This is a genomic window from Lacticaseibacillus paracasei subsp. paracasei, assembly GCF_000829035.1.
In the GTDB taxonomy this organism is placed as follows: Bacteria; Bacillota; Bacilli; order Lactobacillales; family Lactobacillaceae; genus Lacticaseibacillus; species Lacticaseibacillus paracasei.
The window spans coordinates 1,312,470-1,337,448 of record NZ_AP012541.1 but is presented as its reverse complement, the minus strand read 5'-3'; the positions used below and the strand labels follow the sequence as shown (position 1 = coordinate 1,337,448).

The 24,979-nt window shown below is 47.1% G+C and carries 21 protein-coding genes and 1 pseudogene; 2 read left to right on the top strand and 20 right to left on the bottom strand.

Annotated features, from left to right (window positions below; translation table 11 throughout):
* The first annotated feature begins 115 nt into the window (after positions 1-115).
* Positions 116-277 (top strand): SPJ_0845 family protein, encoded by a 162-nt coding sequence (locus LBPC_RS16985; protein ID WP_003565287.1) that lies wholly within the window; start codon positions 116-118, stop codon positions 275-277.
* Positions 278-320: 43 nt separating this feature from the next.
* Here LBPC_RS16985 and LBPC_RS06625 read toward each other — a convergent pair whose 3' ends face one another.
* From LBPC_RS06625 to rpsO, 10 genes and pseudogenes are all read right to left on the bottom strand, one after another.
* The gene (locus LBPC_RS06625; RefSeq protein WP_003565285.1) at positions 321-611 is read right to left on the bottom strand and encodes a nucleoside triphosphate pyrophosphohydrolase family protein; all 291 of its coding nucleotides are present in this window, start codon (positions 609-611) and stop codon (positions 321-323) included.
* 3 nt (positions 612-614) lie between these two features.
* Positions 615-1,211: a ribosome biogenesis GTP-binding protein YihA/YsxC gene (gene yihA / locus LBPC_RS06620; RefSeq protein WP_003660982.1), complete on the bottom strand. Its 597-nt coding sequence runs from the start codon at positions 1,209-1,211 to the stop codon at positions 615-617.
* 218 nt (positions 1,212-1,429) lie between these two features.
* Positions 1,430-2,680: an ATP-dependent Clp protease ATP-binding subunit ClpX gene (gene clpX / locus LBPC_RS06615; protein WP_003565281.1), complete on the bottom strand. Its 1,251-nt coding sequence runs from the start codon at positions 2,678-2,680 to the stop codon at positions 1,430-1,432.
* Between the two features lie 194 nt (positions 2,681-2,874).
* Entirely contained in the window at positions 2,875-4,212 is a 1,338-nt protein-coding gene (tig, locus tag LBPC_RS06610; RefSeq protein WP_003660984.1) for a trigger factor, read from the bottom strand.
* 190 nt (positions 4,213-4,402) lie between these two features.
* Positions 4,403-6,139 (bottom strand): annotated as a pseudogene (locus tag LBPC_RS06605) (ABC transporter ATP-binding protein).
* A 453-nt stretch (positions 6,140-6,592) separates the two neighbouring features.
* A complete protein-coding gene (tuf, locus tag LBPC_RS06600; protein ID WP_003565275.1) occupies positions 6,593-7,783 on the bottom strand; it encodes an elongation factor Tu in 1,191 nt (396 codons plus the stop codon).
* A gap of 210 nt (positions 7,784-7,993) precedes the next feature.
* Positions 7,994-8,905: a hypothetical protein gene (locus tag LBPC_RS06595; RefSeq protein WP_003579029.1), complete on the bottom strand. Its 912-nt coding sequence runs from the start codon at positions 8,903-8,905 to the stop codon at positions 7,994-7,996.
* Positions 8,906-8,991: 86 nt separating this feature from the next.
* On the bottom strand, positions 8,992-10,674 hold the full coding sequence (locus tag LBPC_RS06590; RefSeq protein WP_003565271.1) for a ribonuclease J: 1,683 nt from the start codon (positions 10,672-10,674) through the stop codon (positions 8,992-8,994).
* Positions 10,675-10,849: 175 nt separating this feature from the next.
* A complete protein-coding gene (locus LBPC_RS06585) occupies positions 10,850-11,545 on the bottom strand; it encodes a hypothetical protein (protein ID WP_016365665.1) in 696 nt (231 codons plus the stop codon).
* A gap of 191 nt (positions 11,546-11,736) precedes the next feature.
* Positions 11,737-12,006: a 30S ribosomal protein S15 gene (rpsO, locus tag LBPC_RS06580; RefSeq protein ID WP_003565267.1), complete on the bottom strand. Its 270-nt coding sequence runs from the start codon at positions 12,004-12,006 to the stop codon at positions 11,737-11,739.
* Positions 12,007-12,253: 247 nt separating this feature from the next.
* Here rpsO and rpsT point away from each other — a divergent pair, with 247 nt between their 5' ends.
* Positions 12,254-12,508, top strand: coding sequence for a 30S ribosomal protein S20 (gene rpsT, locus LBPC_RS06575; RefSeq protein WP_003565265.1), 255 nt, complete (start codon positions 12,254-12,256; stop codon positions 12,506-12,508).
* A gap of 90 nt (positions 12,509-12,598) precedes the next feature.
* Here the strand turns inward: rpsT and holA are convergent, their stop codons facing one another.
* The 10 genes from holA to LBPC_RS06525 all read right to left on the bottom strand — a co-directional run bounded on the left by holA (position 12,599) and on the right by LBPC_RS06525 (position 24,912).
* Positions 12,599-13,642 carry a DNA polymerase III subunit delta gene (gene holA / locus LBPC_RS06570; RefSeq protein WP_003660992.1) on the bottom strand — a complete coding sequence of 348 codons (1,044 nt, stop codon included), beginning with the start codon at positions 13,640-13,642 and terminating at the stop codon, positions 12,599-12,601.
* The gene (locus LBPC_RS06565) at positions 13,629-15,833 is read right to left on the bottom strand and encodes a DNA internalization-related competence protein ComEC/Rec2 (RefSeq protein ID WP_003565259.1); all 2,205 of its coding nucleotides are present in this window, start codon (positions 15,831-15,833) and stop codon (positions 13,629-13,631) included. Before LBPC_RS06565 ends, holA begins: the two co-directional genes overlap by 14 nt.
* Positions 15,830-16,513, bottom strand: coding sequence for a helix-hairpin-helix domain-containing protein (locus LBPC_RS06560; RefSeq protein WP_003660993.1), 684 nt, complete (start codon positions 16,511-16,513; stop codon positions 15,830-15,832). The genes LBPC_RS06565 and LBPC_RS06560 overlap by 4 nt, the downstream gene beginning before the upstream one ends.
* A 113-nt stretch (positions 16,514-16,626) precedes the next feature.
* Entirely contained in the window at positions 16,627-17,709 is a 1,083-nt protein-coding gene (locus LBPC_RS06555) for a SepM family pheromone-processing serine protease (protein ID WP_003590624.1), read from the bottom strand.
* Positions 17,687-18,190: a pantetheine-phosphate adenylyltransferase gene (coaD, locus tag LBPC_RS06550; protein ID WP_003565253.1), complete on the bottom strand. Its 504-nt coding sequence runs from the start codon at positions 18,188-18,190 to the stop codon at positions 17,687-17,689. Before coaD ends, LBPC_RS06555 begins: the two co-directional genes overlap by 23 nt.
* Positions 18,183-18,749, bottom strand: coding sequence for a 16S rRNA (guanine(966)-N(2))-methyltransferase RsmD (rsmD, locus tag LBPC_RS06545; protein ID WP_003660994.1), 567 nt, complete (start codon positions 18,747-18,749; stop codon positions 18,183-18,185). Before rsmD ends, coaD begins: the two co-directional genes overlap by 8 nt.
* Positions 18,736-19,092, bottom strand: a complete 357-nt coding sequence (locus LBPC_RS06540; RefSeq protein WP_016366066.1) for a YlbG family protein — start codon at positions 19,090-19,092, stop codon at positions 18,736-18,738. Before LBPC_RS06540 ends, rsmD begins: the two co-directional genes overlap by 14 nt.
* A gap of 17 nt (positions 19,093-19,109) precedes the next feature.
* Positions 19,110-22,547 carry a pyruvate carboxylase gene (locus tag LBPC_RS06535; protein ID WP_003660997.1) on the bottom strand — a complete coding sequence of 1,146 codons (3,438 nt, stop codon included), beginning with the start codon at positions 22,545-22,547 and terminating at the stop codon, positions 19,110-19,112.
* A complete protein-coding gene (locus LBPC_RS06530) occupies positions 22,540-23,709 on the bottom strand; it encodes an FtsW/RodA/SpoVE family cell cycle protein (RefSeq protein ID WP_003660998.1) in 1,170 nt (389 codons plus the stop codon). Before LBPC_RS06530 ends, LBPC_RS06535 begins: the two co-directional genes overlap by 8 nt.
* A 204-nt stretch (positions 23,710-23,913) precedes the next feature.
* Positions 23,914-24,912 carry an IS30 family transposase gene (locus LBPC_RS06525; protein ID WP_016377049.1) on the bottom strand — a complete coding sequence of 333 codons (999 nt, stop codon included), beginning with the start codon at positions 24,910-24,912 and terminating at the stop codon, positions 23,914-23,916.
* Between the last annotated feature and the right edge of the window lie 67 nt (positions 24,913-24,979).

The following is a 24,979-nucleotide window of genomic DNA, read 5'->3' as shown; positions in this document are numbered from 1 at the left end:
ATTGATTTTTATGCAATATGCATTCATATTTTTTCAGATTTTTTTGTTCGGGCGACTTACCTAGACGCGCCCCAGTGTTGATGCTATACTTTCAGCAAGGAAAGGGGTGGCGTGCATGGCACTGAAAATCAACACACAAACCAACCTGAATGACATGTTCGATAAGTTTGCCAGTCTGCCTGGTGATAAGGAGAACGCAACCGGGCCAGATCCAAAACACCACGACAAGTTGGCCAAGAAGGCCAAAGAAAAAACAGAAAAAGAAGCAAAGAAATAGCGAAGTGCCCACGCACTTCGCTTTTTTCATACCTAGAAACCGATTATTTTTTGGCTTGTGGGTAGCGTTTCGCCAATTCCTGAAGGTTACTCGTTGCAACATCATCAAAATCAATGTCTGCCCACAAAGCAATCTGTGATAAATACCACAACACATCGCCTAGCTCATGTTGCAGCTTGACTTTATCAAGATCCTGTCCCTGAAATGTATATTTCTTGATTAAATCGATCGCTTCGCCGCTTTCACTTGCCAACCCTAATGACAGGTTAGTCAAAACGTGTTCATTGCCAGCTAAGGTGCGATTTGCTTTTTGCTGATAGTCATTGAAATTCATGCTTTATCTTCCCTCCAAGCCAGCCGTTTGTTCAAGCCAAGACCAGACAGCCTCATAACCTTCACCAGTTGTTGCCGAAAATAGAATCACATCGTCGGTCTGATTCAAATCAAGTCGCTGTTTGATCTGTTTGGCCACATGCAGCCGTTTACTTTTTGGCGTCTTATCAATTTTGGTGGCCACCACCAGTGTTCTGAGCTGATAATATTTTAAATACTGATACATACTGATGTCATCAGCAGTAGGCTCATGCCGACTGTCGACCAGCAAAACAATACCGCGCAATGGTTGCCGCGTCGTCAGATAAGTCTCAATCATGGCGGCGAACTTCGCTCGTGCGGTTTTGCTGACCTTAGCATATCCATATCCGGGTACATCAACAAAAAAGAGTCGACTATCAAGATCATAGAAATTCAATGTCTGCGTTTTACCTGGCACACCAGAAGTGCGTGCCATGGCTTTGCGCTGAATCAGTTTATTGATCAGTGATGACTTGCCGACATTACTGCGGCCCAAAAAAGCGATCTCTGGATGACCGTCCTCGGGATACTGAGCGGCCGCAACCGCACTAATAGTTAATTTGACGTCATGCACGTCCATCTCAAACGGCCTCCTCTTGCCTTTACCTCAACGTGATGTCTAAACACAACACCGCTTCAAATAGTTTAGCATATTTTACGCAGCCTCGCCGGAGAAACCGGTCGTGATTCGGGTGACACCTTATCCGCAAACACAGCCGTGGCTAACCTCAAAAGAATTTTTTAATAGTCAAAAAAAGCACCAAGCTTTTCGCTTGATGCTTTCATGACAGTTGCGTTTTAAGAAGCTTCACGGCCCTTGGTTAAGACCAGTTGTGGCTTAGCCTTACCTTCAACAGCTGACTTGGTCACGACAACTTTGTCAACATCGCTGCGGCTTGGTAAGTCAAACATGGTATCCTGCATGATGGCTTCCATAATGGACCGCAAACCACGGGCGCCAGTGTCGCGCACAATTGCCTGATGGGCAATCGCCTTTAAAGCATTCGGGGTGAATTCCAAGTCGGTATCATCCAAGCTCAGCAGCTTTTGATACTGCTTGACCAAGGCGTTCTTCGGTTCGGTCAAAATCCGTACCAGATCGTCTTCATTCAGCTTCTCAAGCGCGGCTAAAATCGGAATACGGCCAATGAATTCAGGAATAATCCCAAATTGCATCAAATCTTCTGGAATAATTTGCTGCATCAGTGACTTATCCGGATCAACTTGCTCGTTTGAATCCGTTCCAAACCCGATCGTCTTTTCACCAATCCGGTTCTTGACGATATTTTCGATACCATCAAAAGCACCGCCAACAATAAAGAGAATGTTAGTGGTATCGATCTGGATGAACTCTTGCTGCGGGTGCTTTCGGCCACCCTGCGGCGGTACGTTGGCAATCGTGCCTTCTAAGATCTTCAATAAGGCTTGCTGAACCCCTTCACCCGAAACATCACGGGTAATGGAAACATTTTCTGCCTTCTTAGCGATCTTATCGATTTCGTCAATATAGACGATCCCTTTTTCAGCACGCTCAACATCATAGTCTGCATTTTGAAGCAATTTAAGCAAGATGTTTTCAACATCTTCCCCCACATAACCAGCCTCGGTCAGTGTGGTGGCATCGGCGATTGCAAATGGCACGTTCAAAATTTTGGCTAATGTCTGGGCAAGGAAAGTCTTACCGGAACCGGTCGGCCCGATCAACGCAATATTACTTTTCTGCAGTTCGGTGTCATCTTTCGTTGCAGTCTGCATTTGGTTAACTCGTTTATAATGATTATAAACCGCAACCGACAAAGCTTTCTTCGCGGCATCTTGACCAATGACATACTCATTGAGCGTCTTCATGATCTCGACTGGCTTAGGCACTTCAAGCAGATTCTGATAGGCTTCTTCTTTAAATTCTTCATCAATGATCTCTTTGCAGAGGTCAATGCATTCATTACAAATATAAACCCCAGGGCCAGCAACGATTTTCTTCACTTGATCCTGTGACTTGCCACAAAAAGAACAAGTAACTGGACCCGTCGTTTCGACGTTGTCAAACATCTGATTCAACCCTTTCTTGATACCTTCATTCTAACAGAAGCGTCAAGTGCCGACTAGCGGAAGCACACCCACCATTTTGTCAAATAACTTGCCTTTCTTTCTGCTAAAAGAATAACGTCAAGTATACGCTAAAAACGCGTTCATACAACAAAAGAGACGATCGGGGATCGTCTCTTTTACGTGGAAACGGCAAACTATTTGTCAGCCTTGGCGTCAGAAGCTTCTTTGTCAGCATCATCTTTAGCTGATTCGACTTCTTTTGCACTGTCCGTGATGATATCAATGGCTTGTTTGACACCAATATCATGTTTGAGCATATCTTCACTCAAAGCCTTACGAACGGCCTTTTCGTCCATGTTGTATTCAGAAGCCAAGTTTTTGACTTCTTCGTTCACTTGGTCTTCGGTTGGCTGAATATCTTCGGCCTTCACGATGGCTTCAAGGACTAAGTTTGTCCGAACACGCATAGCTGCATCAGCCTCAAACTGCTTGTGCAAATCATCCTCTGATGTACCAGTTAATTGATAGTACATTTTTGGTGAGATCCCTTGGCGTTGCATGTTGCCAAGATATTGATCCATCTGATTATGCACTTCTTGCTCGATCATCGCATTTGGCACTTCTTTGATCGTCGCATTGTCAGTAGCTTCCTTGATGGCAGCTTCCTGAACGGCATTCTTTGCAGCTTCCTCACGCTGATCGGTCAATTCCTTCTTGATTTTTGCTTTCAATTCATCAAGGGTATCAACATCATCATCAAGATCCTTCGCAAAGTCGTCATCCAATGCAGGCAATTCCTTAACTTTGACTTCATGGATCGTGGTCTTGAATTCGGCTGCTTTACCAGCCAAATCAGCTGCCTTGTAGTCTTCTGGGAAGGTGACATTAACGGTCACTTCATCACCAGATTTGTGACCAACAAGTTGTTCTTCAAAGCCAGGAATGAATGAGTTTGACCCTAATTCCAAGCTATAGTTCTTGGAAGAGCCGCCGTCAAATTCCGTCCCATCAATTGTCCCGACATAGTCGATCACAACGGTATCGCCATTTTCAGCTGCTTTGTCGTCTTTAACAACGAGTTCAGCCTGCTGTTCGCGACGCTTTTCCAATTCAGCGTCAATATCCTTTGCAGAAACTTCAACGTTCTGCTTTGGCACTTCAAGACCCTTATACTGGCCAAGTGTGACTTCTGGCTTAACCGTAACGGTTGCCTTGATGACCCAAGGTTTGCCTTCGTCCATAGAATCAACGTTGATTTGCGGCTGGTCAACCGGATCAATACCGGATTCCTTAACGGCTGCTTCATAAGCGTCTGGCAGCAAGATGTTCAAAGCATCTTCATAAAGTGCAGCGTCGCCATACATCCGTTTGAACACGGTGCGGCTAACTTTGCCTTTACGGAACCCAGGAACCGTCAAGTTCTTGCGAACACGTTGAAACGCTTGGTCTAAACCTTGTTGAATTTGTGGTAAATCGATTTCAAAGGTGAGCTCACCATCATTGGTGCCCTTTTTTTTCCATTTTGCAGACATGCTGTACCTCCGACAATTAGTCTCGCAATTTCACATTGCATACTTAATGTATGATACCCGAAACCCACTTGAATGTAAATGTTGTGGCCAAAAAAGGCGACATCAGCGTCGCTTTTTTTCACATTCCCCCGCCCTGAGAGCTTTGAAGCGATAGATTCCGATTTTTAAGCTTTCCAGCTAACTGCAATTATCAAGTAAATTGCAAATCATAAAGTTCTTTATAACGACCGTTTTGCGCCATCAGTTGGTCATGAGTACCAGATTCGACAATCTCGCCATGTTCCAGTACGAGAATATTGTCCGCATGGCGGACGGTTGACAGACGGTGGGCGATCACTAATGACGTACGATCCGCCATCAACCGATCAAAACTAGCCTGCACAAATTGCTCTGACTCATTGTCTAGGGCAGCCGTGGCTTCATCCAAAATAACAATTGGCGCATTTTTCAGAAAGACTCTAGCAATGGCAATTCGCTGCTTTTAACCGCCTGATAAACGAATCCCCCGTTCACCAACTTGAGTGGCAAGACCATCAGGCAATTCGCGAATAAACGTTGCAATGTTGGCGGCTTCGGCGGCTTGCCAAATAGCCGCTTCACTAGCATTTGGTGTACCGTATTCAAGATTCTTCTTGATCGTACCATCTAATAGAATCACATCTTGCGAAACAATCGCAATCTGTTGCCGCAAGCTCTCTAAGTCAGCTTGGCGAAGATCGACCCCATCAAGCGTAATTTTTCCTTCTGTCGGATCATAAAATCGATCCAGCAAGTTCGTAATGGTCGTCTTCCCTGCACCTGAAGATCCGACCAATGCAATCACCTGTTCTTTAGCAAGTGAAAAATCAATATTCTTAAGCACAGGTACTGACGGATCATAGCTAAAGCCGACGTGATCGAATTGAATGCGATCATGAAAACGCGCTAACTTGATCGCATTTGGCGGAGATACCACCCGCGGCACCGCCGCCTGCAGTGTTTCAATCCGCTCAAAAGAAACCGTTGCTTGCTGCAATTGTTGAATCAAGCCGTTCACTTGGCGAATCGGTGCTTGAAGAATACCCAGATAAGCTGTATAGGCGACAATTAGCCCGACTGTGAATTGCCCATGCATTACCTGAAATGCACCAAATCCTAAAATGATCGCCGTACCAAGATAGTTAACGAAATCAGTAATCGGCGAAAAAGTTGCTCCAAGACGTGTTGCTGTCAGTTGATTATCGCGGTTCTGCTCATTAACGTTTTCAAAAGTATTCGCGGTTGCTTTTTCAGTTGTGAAACTCTTGATAAGCCCAATGCTCGTCAAAGCTTGTTGAATTTGGTTATTCATCACACCCGAACTGGTCCGCACCCGCCGATAAGCAGCGCGAATTCGGCGCACAAAAATATTATTCAAAACGAACAAAACAGGAAACGTAAGCAAAATCAGCGCCGTGAGCTGCCAGTTTTGAATCAGCATCAACACCAGCACGACAAAAAAGCTCAGCATACTTCCGAACAGACCCAAGGTGTTGCTTGAGATTAAACGCTGCAAGGTGTTGACATCACTGGTTAAAACAACCATTAAGTCCCCGGTTTTACTTGTCTCGAAATAATGCATGTCAAGTCCCAACGTATGCCGAAATAAAGCGTCACGCATACGGGCGATCGCGCTTAAACTAACCTGTCCAATCCAATATGTGCTGAGCGCATTCAGCAAGCCAGCCAAAGCAGTCAGGCCTAAAGCCAGAAAAATTGTGAGCACCAGTGTTGAGACAGCCCGGCTCGGAATCACGCGGTCAATGACATACTGTGACAGGCGTGGAATCGCATATTGTGCAACGGCAACGCCCACTAGCGCCACTATAATTCGAATCAATTGACGCTTCATATCCGCAAGTTGACGCCAGAAAAACGCCAACATGCGCCATGTGGTGGATCGTTTCATAGGTGGCTCCTCCTTAAACGTGTTCACTGGTGCAAATACCTGCCCATAAGCACCTTGAGTGTCATGACCTAGGCCGCTTATGCTCAGATTTCTGAACACATCAGCTCACGCTCTGTCTTTTCGTGAACATCTATCATATAACAGTCGTCATGTTTTGGCGATGAAAAAGCTTGGTCACTCATCGTATGCTAGTGAAGGTCCAGTGCCGGCGTTGACCGCGGTTGACTGGAGGCTTAATCAGTCAGGATAAATGACCATATTTGTGTTTTTGATCGCGTTTCGCCAAGTGGCTTGGTGCAGCTTTGAATTTGGATCTAACGGTACTCAGTCATGGGCCCGGATGACCTTACATTGGAGAAGCGCGTGAGAAGGCCCAGAAACCGAGCCTGCTCAGGCGTTCCTGCACGAAAAAACCCGCAAGCAAGCTTGCGGGTTCATGCGTATATTCAGAAATTAGTCAAGGATTTCGGAAACAACGCCGGCACCAACAGTACGGCCACCTTCACGGACGGTGAACTTGGTACCTTTTTCGATAGCAACCGGAGCAATCAGGTCAACTTCGAAAGTAACGTTATCGCCAGGCATAACCATTTCAACGCCATCTGGCAATTCAATCACACCGGTAACATCAGTGGTGTGGAAGTAGAACTGCGGACGATAGTTTGAGAAGAATGGCGTATGACGGCCACCTTCTTCTTTTGTCAAGATATAAACTTCACCCTTGAACTTGTTGTGCAATTGGATTGAACCTGGCTTTGCCAAAACTTGGCCACGTTCAACTTGTTCGCGGTTAACACCACGAAGCAAGACACCAACGTTATCGCCGGCTTCACCAAGATCCAAGGTCTTACGGAACATTTCAAGACCAGTAACGGTAGACTTGATAACATCTGGCTTCAAGCCGATGATTTCAACTTCGTCACCAATCTTAACCGTCCCACGATCGATACGGCCAGAAGCAACTGTACCACGACCAGTGATGGTGAAGACATCTTCAACAGGCATCAAGAAAGGCTTGTCTGTTTCACGAACAGGTGTTGGGATATATTCATCGATGGTATCCATCAATTCCATGATAACCTTTTCCTGTTCTGGATCGCCTTCAAGGGCCTTCAGAGCAGAACCACGGATAACAGGAATATCATCACCAGGATAATCGTATTCGCTGAGCAGTTCCCGGACTTCCATTTCAACCAAGTCGATCAATTCTGGATCGTCAACCAAGTCTGTCTTGTTCAGGAAAACAACGATGTAATCAACGCCGACCTGACGAGCCAACAAGATATGCTCTCGGGTCTGTGGCATTGGGCCATCAGTTGCCGCAACAACCAAGATCGCACCATCCATCTGTGCAGCACCGGTGATCATGTTCTTAACGTAGTCAGCATGCCCTGGCGCATCAATATGTGCGTAGTGGCGCTTTTCGGTTTCATATTCAACGTGGGCGGTGTTGATTGTGATGCCACGTTCCTTTTCTTCTGGAGCAGCATCGATAGAAGCGTAGTCTTGCGCTTTGGCAAGGCCCTTTTCTGACAATACCTTAGTGATAGCCGCGGTCAAAGTAGTCTTACCGTGGTCAACGTGCCCGATCGTACCAATGTTTACGTGGGGCTTTGTGCGTTCATAGTGTTCTTTTTCAGCCATGAAAAAACGAACCTCCTGTATTTTTCGTAAGAATACAGGATACCTTGTGTACCCTGATAATCCTTTACGTTTAAGTGTACTACATTTGAGCGTAAATACCAAAACAAATATCTACGCTGGAAATGAATTCCAGCAATGAGTATACATGGTCAATTTCACTTTGTAAACAGATAGCGTCAAGTTTCTTTCATTTACAGTGAAAACGTATCGTTACGCCTGTTCCGACAATTTTGCCGTTTCGGCGGTCTGCCATGCAAAAAGTTGATCAAATACCGTGCTTTTGCCTTGATGATGATCCAAATAAGCTTGGACGAATGCAGCTGGATCTGGAATCAGACGGTCAATATCGGGATAGAGAAAGGCAATTTGCACCCGCGCCATCTGAACCAATGCCGTCCCTAGTTCCTGATCATCATCGCCCAAGGCAGCTTGCAACTGCGTCAAAATGGCCGGTCCGCTTTTTTCCTCCGCCATTCCAGGCAACTCATTTGGCACAAGGGTTTCAATGCGGTCATATGCCTGATATCTGACAGGTTGGTTATAACTGATACTTGTCAACAAATCTAGCAAAGACACGCGCATCGCAACAGGAACCGTTTGATCGGCCAAATTAGGCACAGCTGCTTCAACTAACGCCGCTTTTGGCAAAATGCCAATTTGGCTGAACAAATCTTGCTGCTCCTGCCGCGAAAAGCCGCCGAGATGGCTGATTTTTCGCACCAATGAAGCAATCTGTTCACCATGGCTACTTAAAGCAAGTGCCTCGGCAGCGTCAATTTGTCGGTCAAAAGTAGCGCGCCGCACCGCATCAAAATGGCGCAACATGCCACGTGCCATGACAAAATTGAGTGTCCCTAACCAAGCATCCAACATTAACTGAACGTCTGCGTCTGTCTGCATGAAAGCTTGATAGTGTGGCAACATCACATTTAAGCTTTCGTGAAACTGCTTCAAGCCATTCAAACTTGCGGCCAACGGTTGGGCAATTGCATACGATTGATCTGCTTCATAGGCTTTTTCAAAATGAGCCGCTGCCGAAGCATAATTGCCCTTCTGCAAAGCCTGCTCGCCGATGTCAAAATGACGTTTTTCATTATCCGGTAATGAAACCATTTTTGCCATAAGAACCCTCCTGTCGTGCTGTAGAAAGCGTGTCATCACTGCAAAAATAAAAAATTCGGAAATGGTGATCCGAATTTTCTTTTTGATTATTGGCGCTTGGCGCTATTTTGATTAACTTCCATAATGACCGGCAGGATAACTGGGCGGCGTTTCGTCTGTTCAAACAGAAAACGACTAAGTTTATCGCGGACATCCTGCTTCAAATGTGTCCAGTCGAATTCTTTGTTGTCCAAGTTCTTTTGGACCGTATCAGTCACTAGTGTGCCGCTTTCGGCAAGCAGATCACGACTGGTCTTCAGATAAACGAATCCGCGACTCGTGACTTTCGGCTTTGATACGACGCGTTTTTTCTTGCGATCAATCGTCACAACTGCAATGAAAATGCCGTCTTCCGCAAGCATTTTACGATCTCGTAAAACGATATTGCCAATATCACCGACTCCGATCCCGTCAATCATGGTGTTACCTGCATTGACATGACCCGATGCAGTCATTTTACCTTTTTCATAACGTAAAATGTCGCCCATTCCAACAATAAAGATATTGGCAGTTGGGATACCGGCTTCATGCGCAATCTCCGCGTGAGCAGCCATCAGACGGTATTCGCCTTGCACTGGCACAAGATATTGAGGTTTTAACAAGTCGATCATGAGCTGAAGATCGTTTTTGTAGGCATGGCCAGATGAATGAATATCATCCCCAAGCACTTTCACATCTCCGCCAGCACGATAAATCATGTCTTTCGTACGTGCTGCCATGGTTTCCATGGCATGGGCGATGGTGGTCGTAATAAAGACTAAATCACCTTCATGAATGTGAATCAAACGATGCCGAGAAGTCGCCATGCGTTGCAAGGACTTCATCGGTTCACCCATACGACCAGTTTCCAAAATAACCGTTTTTTCTGGGGCAAGCGCTTTGAGTTCCTTGGTTTTAGCAAGGACGTCCTCATTCGGCAGCTTGATGTAGTCCATGCGAATTGCAGTCTTGACTACTTTTTCAACATCTCGGCCGGTCAAAACGACGCGTCGTCCGAGCGAAGCGGCCGCATTAATAACCTGCTGAATGCGCTGAATGTTGCTGGCAACACCGGCAACAATGATCCGGCCATCCTGATACTCGAATGTTTCTTTAATGTGATCATAAATTTCATGTTCATTAGCATTTGGATAAGGAGATTCCGCATTGGCCGAATCCGAAAGCAAGGCCAATACCTTTTTATTCCCAATCTGTGCCAAGCGCGCCCAATCAGTTTGATACATCGGTGTGGCACTGGGGTCAAATTTGAAATCACCGGTATAAACAATCTGACCTTCGCTGGTTTCAATATCGATCCCTAACGATCCGGGAATACTATGTGTTGTCCTAAAGAAGGAGACAGACACATCGCCAAAATCAATGACCGACTTCTCATCAATCACATGAAAGTCTTTGAACTTTTTAGCCTGAGCATCATGTTGCATGAATACCTTGGCCATCGCGATCGTCAATTCCGAGCCAAAAACTGGCACAGGATGTTCCACCAAAAAATATGGTAAGGCACCAACCGCATCCGCATGTCCGTGGCTCAGGAAAATCCCGGCAATCCGATCAGCATTTTCAGTTAAATAACTAAAATCAGGGATAACAACATCAATGCCAAGTAACTCATTATCAGGGTATTTTAACCCAAAATCGCATACAAAAATTTGGTCGTCAACTTCGACGGCGTACATGTTTTTTCCGTTTTCACGTACCCCACCAAGAGCGACCAGATTGATCTTCGTCATGGTTTCACCTCGTGGTTAATTTATGGAAGCGCGGCAATGATGATCACTCAAACCCGCTTCCGCCGAATAAATTCTTATACAAGTGTACCACATGACGGAAGGAAAACCTATAGAGCGCAATTGGATGCATTTCAAAGACTTCATGCCAAATGAGCCTAAGTACAGATGTTTCTTTCTAAACGTGATTCTCAAAGAAACGTTGTACAACGTGGTGATTTTGTTTGGCCGCTGCAACGGCTGTCTGATAGCCAGCATCACTCGTCTGTGCCGCATCAAGATGATAGGCCGCTACTTCATGATCCGCCATTAAAACGACTGCAACTTCTGATGAGCAACCAGCTGCTAGATGTTTGCCACGGTCGTTGGCTAGGATCGCCAACGCTGCTTGCCCGGTTACTGGGCCGAAGCCCATGCCATGAGCTTGTGGTAGGATATTTTGCACCCACGCTTTCAAATCTATCGGTTGCAAGCGATCATCCGGTACAGATAAAAACGCGGCATCACCAGCAAGCCAAAAGTCCACCGTTGTACCAGCCACTTGAGGCATGATCGTCAGTCCTGTCGGTGTTGCTGTCATTAGCAGTTCACGATTTTGTAAAATAGTGGTTACCGTTTTTTGCAACTCTGACGGCAACAACGATAAGGTTGGTGTTTTACCAATTAAGCCAATCGCAATCGCCTGCACTAATTGCTGAAGAGGCAGCGCAATGCCCTCTGCGGCGGTCTGCACTGCTCCTTTTTTAGTGATCCCCGCAGCGGCCCACTGATCAGCAGCCATTGCTGCAAAGACAACCGTTATCTGATGTGTCGCTGCTAAAACCGTGATTCTCAACAAATGATCCTCATAACGTTGACGGTATTCCGCTCCCATGATGCTTACTCCTTTGTCTGGCATTCCGGTTTTCATAACGCGCTCATAGTCGCAAATAGTCTACACCTAAAAGGCTTGAACACAATGGCGTTTCCCAGACTACATTTAAAAGCCTTTCACACGCCGCTTTCTAATCAGACTAGTTTGTAACCATCAAAAAAAGGCCGCCAAGGCGACCTTTCAAAGTTAAATTAACGACGCAGACCCAATGCTTTAATCAGATCACGGTAACGCGTAATATCTTTGTTACGTAGATATGCAAGCAAGTTACGACGATGACCGATCTTCTTCATCAAACCAACGTAACTATGATGATCCTTCTTATGAACGGACAAATGGTCATTCAAGGCCAAAATTTCTGCAGTTAAAACTGCGATTTGGACTTCGGGTGAACCCGTGTCCCCATCATGCCGTGCATACTGCTTGATGATTTCATCTTTTTGTGTTTGTTCAATTGCCATTGTGTGTACCACCTTTCTGAGTATTGCCTGAAACTGAGTAAAGCGTCGGTGGTTCGCTAAACTAAGTATCAGGTTCAAAAGTACTTACTTACTTTACCGGAGCTGCCCAATGATTGCAAGTCTTTTTGCCTATCAAGCATTTTCCCTTTACAACTTTTTATTGCATTGCCCCCAAGCCTTCTGTATAATAGCGACTGTTGAAACTTATGCAGTTTTATCATAATCCACTGTTGGAGGTGAACATCTCATGCCACAAATCAAATCTGCAATCAAGCGCGTTAAGACGCAAGAAGCTGCTCGTGTACGTAACATTGCGCAAATGAACGCAATGCGTACCGCTGTTAAGAAGTTCAAGACCGCAACCGAACAAAATGCTGACAACAGTCAGGATCTTTACAAGGCTGCTGCCCGTGCTATCGACATGGCAAACAGCAAAGGCCTGATCAAGAAGAACAAGGCCGGCCGCGACAAGAGTCGTCTTTCTGCACTACTTAACAAGTAATTAAGGCGTCATGCCAAATAAAATCCCCTCGGGTTTCTATCCGAGGGGATTTTTGCGTCTAACGATCATTTGCAATCCGCACGATGTTGCTTAACCGCGCACATGCTTGCCAGACTGCTGTCCTGTGTACTTTAGCATAAATAGTTCAAAAGCCAACGCCTTATCGATAGTTCCGGTTTTCATTGCTGTTTCAGTATCAACCAAGCCACTGTAGGCAATCGCCAGCTGCTGATAAGGTAAGCGATCCACTTGCCGCATGGCTAATTTGACCCGATATGGATGGGCCTTGAGGGTGCCAGCAATATCGCCTTGACTATACCCTTTTTTTGCTAATAATTTCACCTGCAGCAATAGGCGAAACTGGCCTAGCATCAATGCGTTCAAACGAATGGGTTCTTCACGCTGAGCCAATAAATCACGATACAGCGCCAAAGCGGCCGCAGCATTTTTGCGCAAAACATCAGTCACCAAGTCAAACACCCGATCATTGAGCTGCTTAGGTACTAGGGCTTCGACCGCTGCAACGGTCAGCGGGCTGCCATCACTGGCATAGGTCAGTAGTTTGCGAACCTCACCCATCATGATCGAATACTGGCCGTTAGTGCGCTGCACAAGGGTATCCAATGCCGGTGCATCAATGGTCACTTGGTGCTTCTTAAATGTTTGGGCTAAAGCAGCACGCGCCTCCCGTTCATCAAGCGGTGCTGCATTCACAATGAGCGCCGCCTTTTTCAATGCCTTGGTCAACCTTTTCCGTTCATCAAGTTTCTTATAAGGCGCGATGATGACCATCATCGTTGACGGTACTGGGTTCTCAAAATAAGCCTGCAAACCAGCAAGATCATGATCGACTTTGTCGGCATTTTTTTCGCCTGTCAAAAAATACGGATCGTCAATAACGACTTCCCGATAATCCCCAAAAAAGGGCATCGAGGTCGCATCATTCAAGGCTGCACCAACAGGCGTTTGCTGCATATCATAGCGGCCAAAGTTCATGGCCTGTTGATCTTCCGGAATCATGCTGGCTATCGCGTGTTGTGCCTGCTGACGCAATGCGGATTCTTCACCGAGAATCAATGTCAGCGGCGGTCGTTCGCCATTCTTAAGATGTTTGATAAAATCACGGACCTGCATTGCTGCTTTGCTCCTTTGTTGGTAACCAGCCAAAAAGCTGATCTTCCTGTTTGTTTTGCCCCGGCTCAACCCACAGCATTCCTCGCTCGCTAGTGCTAGCCCATGGAACGTTGGCCGCAGCCAACGTTGCAAGGGTTTCTGGATGGGGATGACCATACCGATTATCGACACCTGCGGAAATAAGTGCTGCTTTTAAATGCAAGCTATTGATCAATGCCGGGGTACTTGATGTTTTCGAACCATGATGGCCGACTTTTAAATAATCGGCCGTTAGCTGACGCGGCATGATATTCTTTTCTTCCGCTTCTTTTTCGGCGTCGCCAGTTAACAACCAACTGCTGTTGCCTATTTTACCATAGAGCACAATTGAATCGGCGTTTGTCTTGGTAGGATCGCCGGATGTCTGCGCTTTCGGTGATACGACCTGAAATTTAGCGGGTCCAATGCGCAACCAGTCATCAGCCGCCACGAGCTGCACATGTTGCACTTGCTTGGCAACTTTTTGAATCATTTGATGCTGAACGCTTGTCGCTGTGGTGATCAGTCGACCGACTGGCATTAGCTGAGATAACAACGGGGCATCGCCAACATGGTCCATATCCGGATGCGTCAGTAATAAGGTATCCAGCCGAGCATAGCCGCGAGCATGCAAATATGGCACAATGGCTCGTCGGACAGGTGGATTGGTCGTCTTCCCGAAAATTCGCCCACCAGTATCAATCAACAAAGCACCTTGATGAAAAGGGGTTTCAATCAAAATTGCGTCCCCTTGTCCAACGTCAAACATGACCACCCGATAATTTGGCTGATACCAACACCAGCCAAAGACAGTCACGAACCAGCAAGCCGCCGCCAACCAGCGTTTAGCAACAATCACCGTCAGCATCACGACAACACCGATAAGCGCTAACCAACTTGGAAAAGCGCCAGTGACTATTTGGCCAGGTACACGGCTTAAACTAACTAAGCCATTTTCCAACAATTGCAAACCATCGTCAAAAGTGGCTGTCAAGGTGGCGTGTGGCAAAAGCAACGCGATCGCAAGCCCTGGCATGACCCCAAGTTCAAAGATCGGCATTAACAGCCAATTAAAAAGAACCGTCAATATATTGAAGCTGAACGTGTGCCAAGCAATCACTGGCATACTGGCAAGTACCAGTCGCCAGTTGAGCTGCCACGAACGCATGGCAGGAAGCGCCACTAATAAACCGGTTAACAGGTAAGTTAGTTGACCACCCATGGTTAACAAAACCCGCGGTTGCCAAAATAAATTAACCATTAAAACGAAGCTAAATAAGTCAAGCCCGCTGAAGCCAAGTTGCAAATGATCATTCACAATACCGGCCAATCGCATCCAAACTGCACGCCACAATCCAGCACCAAGTGGCAACAGGAGTAACAACAACGGCAGCAGGACGATTAGACTCAGATCAACTAACCCTTGAGGCACTCGCAAGCGCGCCGCAAACCAGTATAAACCGGCAATAATTGCAAAAAGATGCATCCCTGAAACAGAGAAAACGTGAAAGATCCCTAAGTCAACGAAAGCTTGCCGCTGAGTCAAAAAGTCTTCATCAAGTTGGCCTAGAAATAGGCCTTTTGCATATTGACGAACTTTTGTTGGCAATTGCTCAAAATAGTCAAATAAATGAACCCGCCAACCATCAACTAGCTCTGCTATATTTTGTGGCGACCTTGACTCGAAATTCAATTGCGGTTTCACTAACTCGTAGGCTAACTGCTGTGTTTGCCAAACATAAGTCGCGTAATCAAACTCAAACTGATTTCTTGCTGGCGCTAGACGTTTTATTTGATGCTGACCGTGCAGCACGAGTGGTTGATTATTTGATTTTAGTCGGGCAGCGACGGCCTGATTGACGCTGCCGCGACCACTAACAATCACCCCATTAGCTGCTCGACCAGTAAAACTTGCGTAACCTTCTTTAAGTTTGAGTGCTGTCGCAGGGATCACAATTGATCCTTGGGGAACAGGCGGTTGCCGCCACTGCTGGGCATCAATCAAGCCACGTCCTAACCCAACGAGAATGGCCAAACTTACGACTATGACCAGATTGCGAGTCGTTTTAACGAGTAGCCAAAGTAACAATAAACAAGCTGGCAACCATCCCCCAATGCCAATCAAGATACCAGCAAGCAAACCTGCTGCCATTAAAATAAACCGACCACTCATGGGCCAACCGTTAGCTGAGGTGCTAAAGTCTCAAACGTTTTATCGCCAATGCCGTGAACCTCTTTTAATTCGGCCACATCCTTAAATCCACCATGACTATCGCGATAACTGATAATGTCAGCGGCTTTTTTCGGACCGATGCCGCTGATTGTCTGGAGTTGGCTAACATCAGCTGTGTTTAGATTCACAACTGCACGACTACCAGCAGTCGCATTTGTTTGGCCAGCAGTGCCGCCAGTGCTGGCAGTCACTGAAGCTGGCGCGGTGGCAACAGCGCCACCTTTCTCTGGAATCTGAAGACTTTCTTGATCCACCGCTAGCTTGGCTAAATTCACCTGACTGATATCAGCTTTGTCTGTGAGCCCACCAGCGGCTTTAACCACCGCATCCCAACGCGTATCAGCACGAACCGGATATAACCCCGGCTTTTGGACTGCTCCTTTGATATGCACAAATCCGCGGGTTGGTCGGCTGGTACTGCTTCTTGTTTGCCTGCTGGACGCTATAGAGGTCGACTGACCATGAACATTAGATGCATGACTGCGAGTGGTGTGAACACTAACGGCCAGCTGGGATTGTGCTGGTGCTGCCTTAGTTTGCTGCCAGAAAAAGAACCCGCCGACAAGCACCACCAGTGGTACATACCAATAAGTTTTCAACCAAAACATAAGTGTCGTCATCTCTCTCACCTCACCAACACATTACGCAGGCCAAGAAAAAAAGAACTGCCTTGGTTGGCAGTTCTTCATCATCACCATCTCTTCATGCCAATGTTCGATCAACTGGCAAGCGCTTATGATGCCGATTTTGCATAAGTTTCCATGTAACGGATGACATCTTGCAATGTTTTGACCGGGACAATCTTCATCTTGGTCTTAATCTGCTTCGCTGTTTCGACGGCTTCAGCGTAATTGTTGACGTAATTGGGATCATAATGTTTTAGCTTTTTTGTAGCTGGCTGATTGGGGGCAAAAAAGAGTTTTGCGCCTTTGGCATCGGCAGCAACCACCTTCTTATCAATCCCGCCAATTTGCCCCACATTACCATCGCTATCGATCGTCCCGGTACCGGCAATCACTGCTCCCCGCCGCAGATTCTGGTGTGTAATTTGCGTGTAAATCTGTAAGGCAAACATCGTACCGGCACTCGGTCCGCCGATGTTACCGGCATCAATAGTCACTTTCGGTTCACTTGTGACCGCTGTGTTCTCCGTCAGTGTGATACCAATACCCGCCCGTTTTGTTTGCGGTAGCCGCATCAGCTTGCCAGTTGCTTGTTTGGTCTTTCCCTTGTGCTGGTATGTCAGTGTCAGACTTGATCCGACCTTTTTAGATTTGATCGCATTGACATAGGCATCAGCGGTTGTATAGTGCTGGCCATTCAATTCGGTAATCGTGTCTCCTAACGCCAGCTTACCTTTGAATGGCGACTGCGGCAGCACGGACATGACATAAATACCCAAATGTTCCGTTTTCACTGGCATTTTGGCCGCTTTGAATGCTGCCGCAACCGCGTTATTAGCGGCACTTTTCATATAGTAGGCTTGCAGCTGATCATACTCAGCGCTACTATCATTGCCCATCAGATCCTGTTTCGACACAATATCGGTGTGCGCTTGCACCTTACTGAGCAGAAGTAATGCCGGAGATGCTGGCCCTACGACACCCACTGTCGTCAACATATAGGCACCCTTGGCATCATCTTTATTGCCACTGACTTTAACGTACGGCTTCAAAGATTCCGCTGAACCGGGCACTTCTAGATAATAATTGGTTGGGATCAAAAAGAAGACAGCCAACAAAACGACTGCTATTAACAGTCCGATAAGCCAACGCCAGCGCCGACGTTTCTGATTACTTGGTTTGATGAGCGTCACCTAGTTTCGCATACAAAGCTGCTTCGACAGGCGCAGGCACAAAACGATGAACGTCACCGCCAAAGGCCGCGACCTCTTTGATGATGGTACTGGATAAGGCATCATATTGCTTGTCTGCCAGCAAGAAAACTGTTTCGATTTCAGGATCGAGATCATGATTCACCGTCGCAATATCAGCCTCGTAACCAAAGTCCGCGACATTGCGGATACCACGAATCATAAACTGGGCACCGATTGACCGGGCAAATTCAACTGTTAATCGTTTAGGCGCTGCCATGGCTTTAACATTTGGTAGCCCAGCGGTGCTTTCACTGATCAGCGCCAATTTCTCTTCACTGGAAAAAAGCGGCTTTTTGCTCGTGTTGGTCATGGCTGCTACAACCACTTCATCAAACAACCGACTAGCTCTTTTGACGGTATCAAGATGACCGTTCGTGAAAGGATCAAAACTACCGGGAAACACTGCAATTTTTTTAGTCATTGTTTTCCTCGCTTCGCTCTAAAATTAAGACCTGCGCCACCCCATAGGTTTGGCGCCGTAGCTTGATGTAGCCGGGGATCTCATCAGGATAAGTCACATCCATACCGGTTTCAACTAAAACACGTGCGCCTGGCCGCAGCAAATTAGTCCTGATAAACGCCGCAAGTTGTGCCAATACTTGCTGTTGCGCATAGGGTGGATCCATCATGATTAAGTCAAACTGTTGGCCAGCTTCCGCAAACTGGCGGATAGCCTTATTGACCGGCTGCTTCAAAACGGTGAAGTGCTCAGGCTGTTTGGTTAGTGCAAGATTGGTTTTGATCGTTTTGATTGCGGCGTACTGCCGATCAACCAACGTCGCGTGAGCCATACCACGCGAGACTGCTTCAATGCCCAACGCACCGGTGCCAGCATATAAGTCGAGTGCCTGTCCGCCGTCAAAGTACGGTCCCAGCATGTTAAACATGGATTCCTTGACTTTATCTGCAGTTGGCCGGGTTTGGTTACCTGCCACTGCCGTCAGCCGCAATCCCCGAAATGTTCCACTAATGACGCGCATCGTTATCACCTACTGATGTCTCATCGCCAGCCGAACTTGGGCGCAAGCGACGTTTTGGCTTGGCTTTCACCTCAAGATCCTCTTCAGTCGGCTTAAATTGGCCGATGTTGCTACCGAATTCAGTCGCCAATTCTGGCCGATGGGAGGGTTCAACACGTTTGACAAATCGTAATTTACTGAGTTTGGCGCTTGTCTGAGCCAACTCGTCTTGATCCAAATAAAGATAAACATACTTCATGCGGCGCGAGACATACATAATCGTGCCATATCGACGCAGCGTTTTTAATTGTTTGAGGGAATACACCCAAACGACAAGTCCTTGCCGCTGTTTGATAGCAAACATTTTTTCACCTTCCAAACTCACTGCTTGGTCACACCGGGTTGAAGCTTGGCCAGCAGTTCCTGACTCTTAATTAAGGCGCCTGCCTCCACGTAAAGATGAGTGACGGTACCTGCAAATGGTGCATGAACCGTCGTCTCCATCTTCATGGCTTCAATGACAAACAAGGCATCCCCTTGTGCCACTTCTTGACCGGACTTAACGGCAACTGAAACAATTTTCCCTGCCATCGGTGCACCAATTTGATTACGATCAGTCGGTTCCGCCAACTGATGCCGCAACCCCGCGCTCTTCTGATGCGCATCGCGGATTTGAACTTCCTGCTTTTGACCATCAACAGTAAAGTACAGCGTCTTCATACCACTTGCATCCGCCTCGCCGATCGCGTTGAGCTGGATAATCATTGTCTTACCTGCTTTAATCGGCACAGACACGGTTTCGCCTATCCGCATTCCTTGGAAATACGATGGCGAATCCAACTTCGTCACCGGTCCAATCTGCCGTTGCTTGCGGGCGTATGCATTAAAGACATCCGGATACAGAATTGCACTCAAAACGTCTTCTGTGCTGGGTTCATTCATCCCGGCTTGTACTAACGCCGCGCGAACAGCCTTCAGGTCAGCCGGCTTCGCCAATTGCCCTGGACGTACCGTCAACGGTTTTTGCCCTTTCAGAATTTTTGCTTGGAGCGCTTTCGGAAAACCACCAACCGGCTGCCCGAGATCGCCTTTAAAGAATGCCACGACCGAGGCCGGAAAATCATATTGCTCACCATGCGCCAACACTTCATCGGGTGTCAAGTGATTTTGCAGCATGAACAACGCCATATCACCCACCACCTTTGAGGATGGCGTTACTTTGATGATATCGCCAAATAAGGTATTTACCTGGGCATACATCGTTTTAACGGCCTCAAAATCCGTTATCCCCATGCTACGCGCTTGTTGCTGCAAGTTACTATACTGGCCACCTGGCATCTGGACTGTATAAATATCCGTTAGCGGACCCGTCACACCATTACTAAAATCGGCATAGTAAGGTCTGATTGCCTGAAAATAGCGATTCAACTTCTGCGCCTTTTCAATGGCAACATCTGGCTGTCGCTGATTGCCACTTAATGCATAGTAAAGACTTTCTAGACTAGGCTGACTGGTCGTTCCGGAAAAACTGCTTTGCGCCACATCAACGATATCGACCCCAGCATTAGCAGCGGCTACATAAGTCGCGATACCGTTACCAGTGGTGTCATGTGTGTGCAAATGAATCGGCACACTGACCGCATCTTTGAGCGCCGTTACTAACTCTGTCGCCGCTTGCGGTTTCAACAAGCCGGCCATGTCTTTAATCGCAAGCATGTCGGCACCAGCTGCAACTAATTGTTTGGCCAGATCAACATAATAAGCCAGCTGATACTTAGGGTGGGCATGGCTTAGAATGTCGCCTGTGTAACACATCGTCGCCTCAGCAAGCTTGCCTGTTTGTTTGACGGTATCAATACTGAGCGTCATCTGTGGCAACCAGTTCAAACTGTCAAAAATTCGAAAAACATCAACGCCATCATCAGCTGCTTTTTGAATGAAAGCTTTAATCACATTGTCCGGATAGTTTTGATAGCCGACCGCGTTACTGCCACGGAATAACATCTGTAACAAGGTATGCGGCAAGGATGCCCGCAATTTTTTCAAACGGGTCCACGGATCCTCGTTCAAAAACCGATAAGCGACATCGAACGTCGCGCCGCCCCATACTTCCATGGAAAAAAGATTTGGCAAGCCATTGCCCATATCCTGTGCGACCGTCAACATGTCTCGAGTGCGCATCCGGGTAGCAAAAAGACTTTGATGGGCATCACGGAAAGTCGTGTCCGTTAACAGCAACTGGTTTTGTGCCTTAATCCAATCAGTAACCCCTTGCGCACCGTCAGCATGCAGCAAGGCAACTAAATCTTTTTGCGGCTTAGCAGCAGGAAAATGAACATCATAGCGCAATTCAGGGTAATATTTTTGTGCCTGTCGTTCAACACCTTTGAACCCATTAACCGTCACATCACTGATGTACCACAGTAACCGCGAAGCCGTGTCGGGCTTTGCCTGGACTTGCAAGAGTTCTGGATGGGCATCAATAAACGCGGTTTCTGCTTCACCTGTCCGGAAAGTTTCTGTCGCTAATAAGTGCTCAAGGAAAGCAACATTGGTTTTCACGCCGGTGATTTGAAATTCATGTAAAGCGCGTTGCATTTTGGCTACGGCAGCGGTGAAATTCGGTGCGTGAACGCTGGCCTTTACTAATAAGGAGTCGAAATAAGGACTGACAACTGCCCCAGCATAGGCATTCCCAACATCAAGGCGGATACCGAAGCCGCCTGGTGACCGATAAGTATTAATGGTGCCTGTGTCTGGCATGAAATTGTTTTCAGGATCCTCAGTCGTAATCCGGCACTGGATCGCCGCGCCATTTTCATGCAAATCTGCCTGCTTTGGTAAATGCAAATCAGCAAAAAGATCGGCGCCTGCTGCAATCTTTAACTGTGACTGCACAATATCCACATCGGTAATCAGTTCGGTGATCGTGTGTTCCACTTGTACCCGCGGATTAACTTCAATGAAGTAGTACTGATCGCCATCAACCAAAAATTCAACGGTACCGGCATTTTCATAGTGCAAACCTTGCATTAAATCAACAGCGCTTTGGCAAATTCGCGCCCGCAAGGCTGTTGGCAATGCCACAGCTGGGGCAATTTCAACCACTTTTTGTTGGCGGCGCTGTACTGAACAATCACGTTCGAAGAGGTGCAACAAATGGCCATGCTCATCGCCAAGAACTTGAACTTCGATATGTTTGGCGGAGGCAATGTACTTTTCAACGTACATCCGATCATCGCCAAAACTAGCTTTCGCTTCATTCACCGCATTTTGATACACGGCCTCAAGTTCAGCTTCAGAGTGAACGATTCGCATGCCTTTCCCGCCGCCGCCTGATGCTGCTTTAAGCATCACCGGAAAACCGTGTGTGGCTGTGAAATCCTGAATTTCGCTAAAATCGCGCGTTGGTTCCGGCGTGCCGGGAATAGTCGCCAAGCCTGCCTTGTGAGCAGCTTCCTTGGCCGCAACTTTATCGCCAAAAATATCGAGTAATTCCGAACGCGGGCCAACAAAAATGAGGCCGGCTGCCCGAACTTTCCGGGCAAACTCAGCATTTTCTGAAAGCAGGCCATAGCCCGGGTGAATCGCGTCCGCGCCGCTTTGCTTGGCAATTCGGATAATATCGTCCATATCCAAATAGGCAGCGATAGGCGCTTTTCCTGCTCCGACCTGATAACTTTCCTGCGCTTTGAATCGATGAATTGACAAAGCGTCCTCTTTAGCAAAAATACCGACTGTTTTAAGACCAAGCTCTTCACAGGCACGAAAAATCCGAATGGCGATTTCGCCACGATTAGCGACTAAAACTTTATGCATGCGTCTTCTCTACCTTTCGTTGCGTACGTTCACTATGATAACTGATATTTAACATAATGCCGATCGCCATTGACAGCACGATCATACTCGAACCGCCGTAACTGATAAACGGCAGCGTCACCCCGGTAACTGGCAAAACCCCAGTCACAGCACCAACGTTGAAAACGGTTTGCACCAGCATCATCGTGGCAATGCCGTACGCGATCAACGTGTGATAGGTGTTCTTGGAACGAATTCCGATCAGATAAAAACGCATGATCAGGAAAAACAGCAAACTCAATACGACAAATGTCCCAACCAAGCCAAGTTCCTCGGCAATCACGGCCAAAATAAAGTCAGTATAAGGCTCAGGCAGATAGCCTAACTTTTGGCTGCCCATGCCTAGTCCAACACCAAACAGCCCCCCGTGATTGATCGCATACAAGGAGTTAACAACCTGATTGCCAACCGTATTCGCTTTAGCAAACGGATGAATGGCGGCCACTAATCGTTGATAGCCGTAATTCTTCTCCAATCCGGGAAAATGATAATGCGACACGATGTAGTAGCCCAGTGCTGTGATCGCGATCAACATCAAGACCCACAAAAAACCGTAACGCATCGGTATCCCGCTGGACATAACCACGACCAATGTAATCAAGAAAAGAATGGCAAATCCACCGGTATCCGGTTCGACAAAAACCAGAAGCATGATCATACCAGCGACAAACAATGGCTGCCACATCTGCCTTAGCCGAAAGTCCTCTTGTTGAAAGCGATCCTCGCGCGATGTCAGCATGTGCGCCAGATAAAAAATCAAAATCATTTTAGCAAATTCTGATGGCTGTAAGCGAAACCCGCCAATCGTGATCCATGCAGCGGCTCCGTTAACGGCGCGGCCGTGCACAATGAGATAGATCAGCATCACAACTAGTCCGGTCATTAAAGTCAACAGAACCCAACGATTGTGGACCACCTTCAAGGACATATTATAAAAGAAAAACACAGTCGCGATACCGAGCAGGACAAACAGTGCTTGTTGAATCAAGTATTTCGTTTCGGCAACGCCATATTGCCGTTGAACCCAATAAGCGCTGGCAGAGTACACCATGACAATACCGATCGCACATAAAACGAGGTACGGAACTAATATGAAGTAATCCACGTGCCGTAATTTATTCATCAATGAAAACGCGGCCTTTCAAGCAATTAATGGACTAATTATAGCATATCGCCTTCACGCTCCAAGCCGTGTTCTGCGGTAATCACTAAAAACTGTTTTTTCAGGCGGTCATTTACACCAATACATGCTGATTTAACAACCGCTCAGTCGACAAGTTAAGCCTTGTCTAACAATCACAATTATTGTGATCAAGACGACGAATTGTCAACTCAAGTGCAACTTTTTACCCATGAAGACTTCTGATGGCGTCTTCCAGCCTAAGACCTTGCGTGGTCGATTATTCAGTTGTTCAATGTAAGTCTCAATTTCCTGGTCGCTCTGAAGGTCTAGGTCTGTGTTCTTGGGAAAGTATTCTCTAATCAGTCCGTTGGTGTTTTCGTTAGTTCCTCGTTGTTGAGGCGCGTGTGGGTCAGGAAAGAAGACCTTTGTATTCAGACGTTCTGCCAGCTCCCTGTACCGGGCAAACTCCCTTCCACGGTCAGGAGTCACTGTTCTTACTCGGTTAGCTGGTAAGGCACCAAGCAGCTCAATCATGACGTCTCTAACAGTGTCAGCTTTTGCATTGGCCGTTCGCTTCGAAAGCAGATAGCGTGATTTACGGTCAACTAATGTTACTAATGCAGAGTGTCCTGTTTTACCGCGTACTGTATCGCCTTCCCAGTGACCAAACCAGCTGCGATTTTCTGCCGACCGGGGTCGGTCGTGAATTGATGGCACGTCATTGAAGCGCCCCCGGCGTTCATTTATGGTGCCTTTGATTTTGCGCGTCTTGCCTCGGTGTCGAAGCAGCCTTGGTAGCCCGCGAGCACCATGGCTCTTCAATGGAACACCGAGATTATCTAGGTAGATACCTCTGTAGATAGTCGAATAGCTGATGCGAATAGGACTGCCTTCTAGTGACAAGCGACCGGCAATCTGCTCAGGCGACCAATGTAGCACCGTGATATATCGAATGACAGCGTCACGAGTCCCCGGTCGATCGAGGATCCGAGGACGCCTGCTAGCCAAGCGAACCCGCCGGTAGCGGTCCTGAGCGGTGGCTGCCGAATAGTTCCGCCAGCCGCCGTTACGTGCAATTTCACGGCTGACTGTACTCTTGGAACGACCTATCTCTTTGGCGATGGTATCAAGAGTTTTGCCTGTAGAGATACCAAGCAGTATCGATTCACGGTCTTTTAAGGTAAGATGGGTGTACGGACTCATAGTCGAGTTCTCCTTGTAGTTGGTCTTGTGGTGATTCCATTTTACAAGGACTCAGGCTATGAGTCTT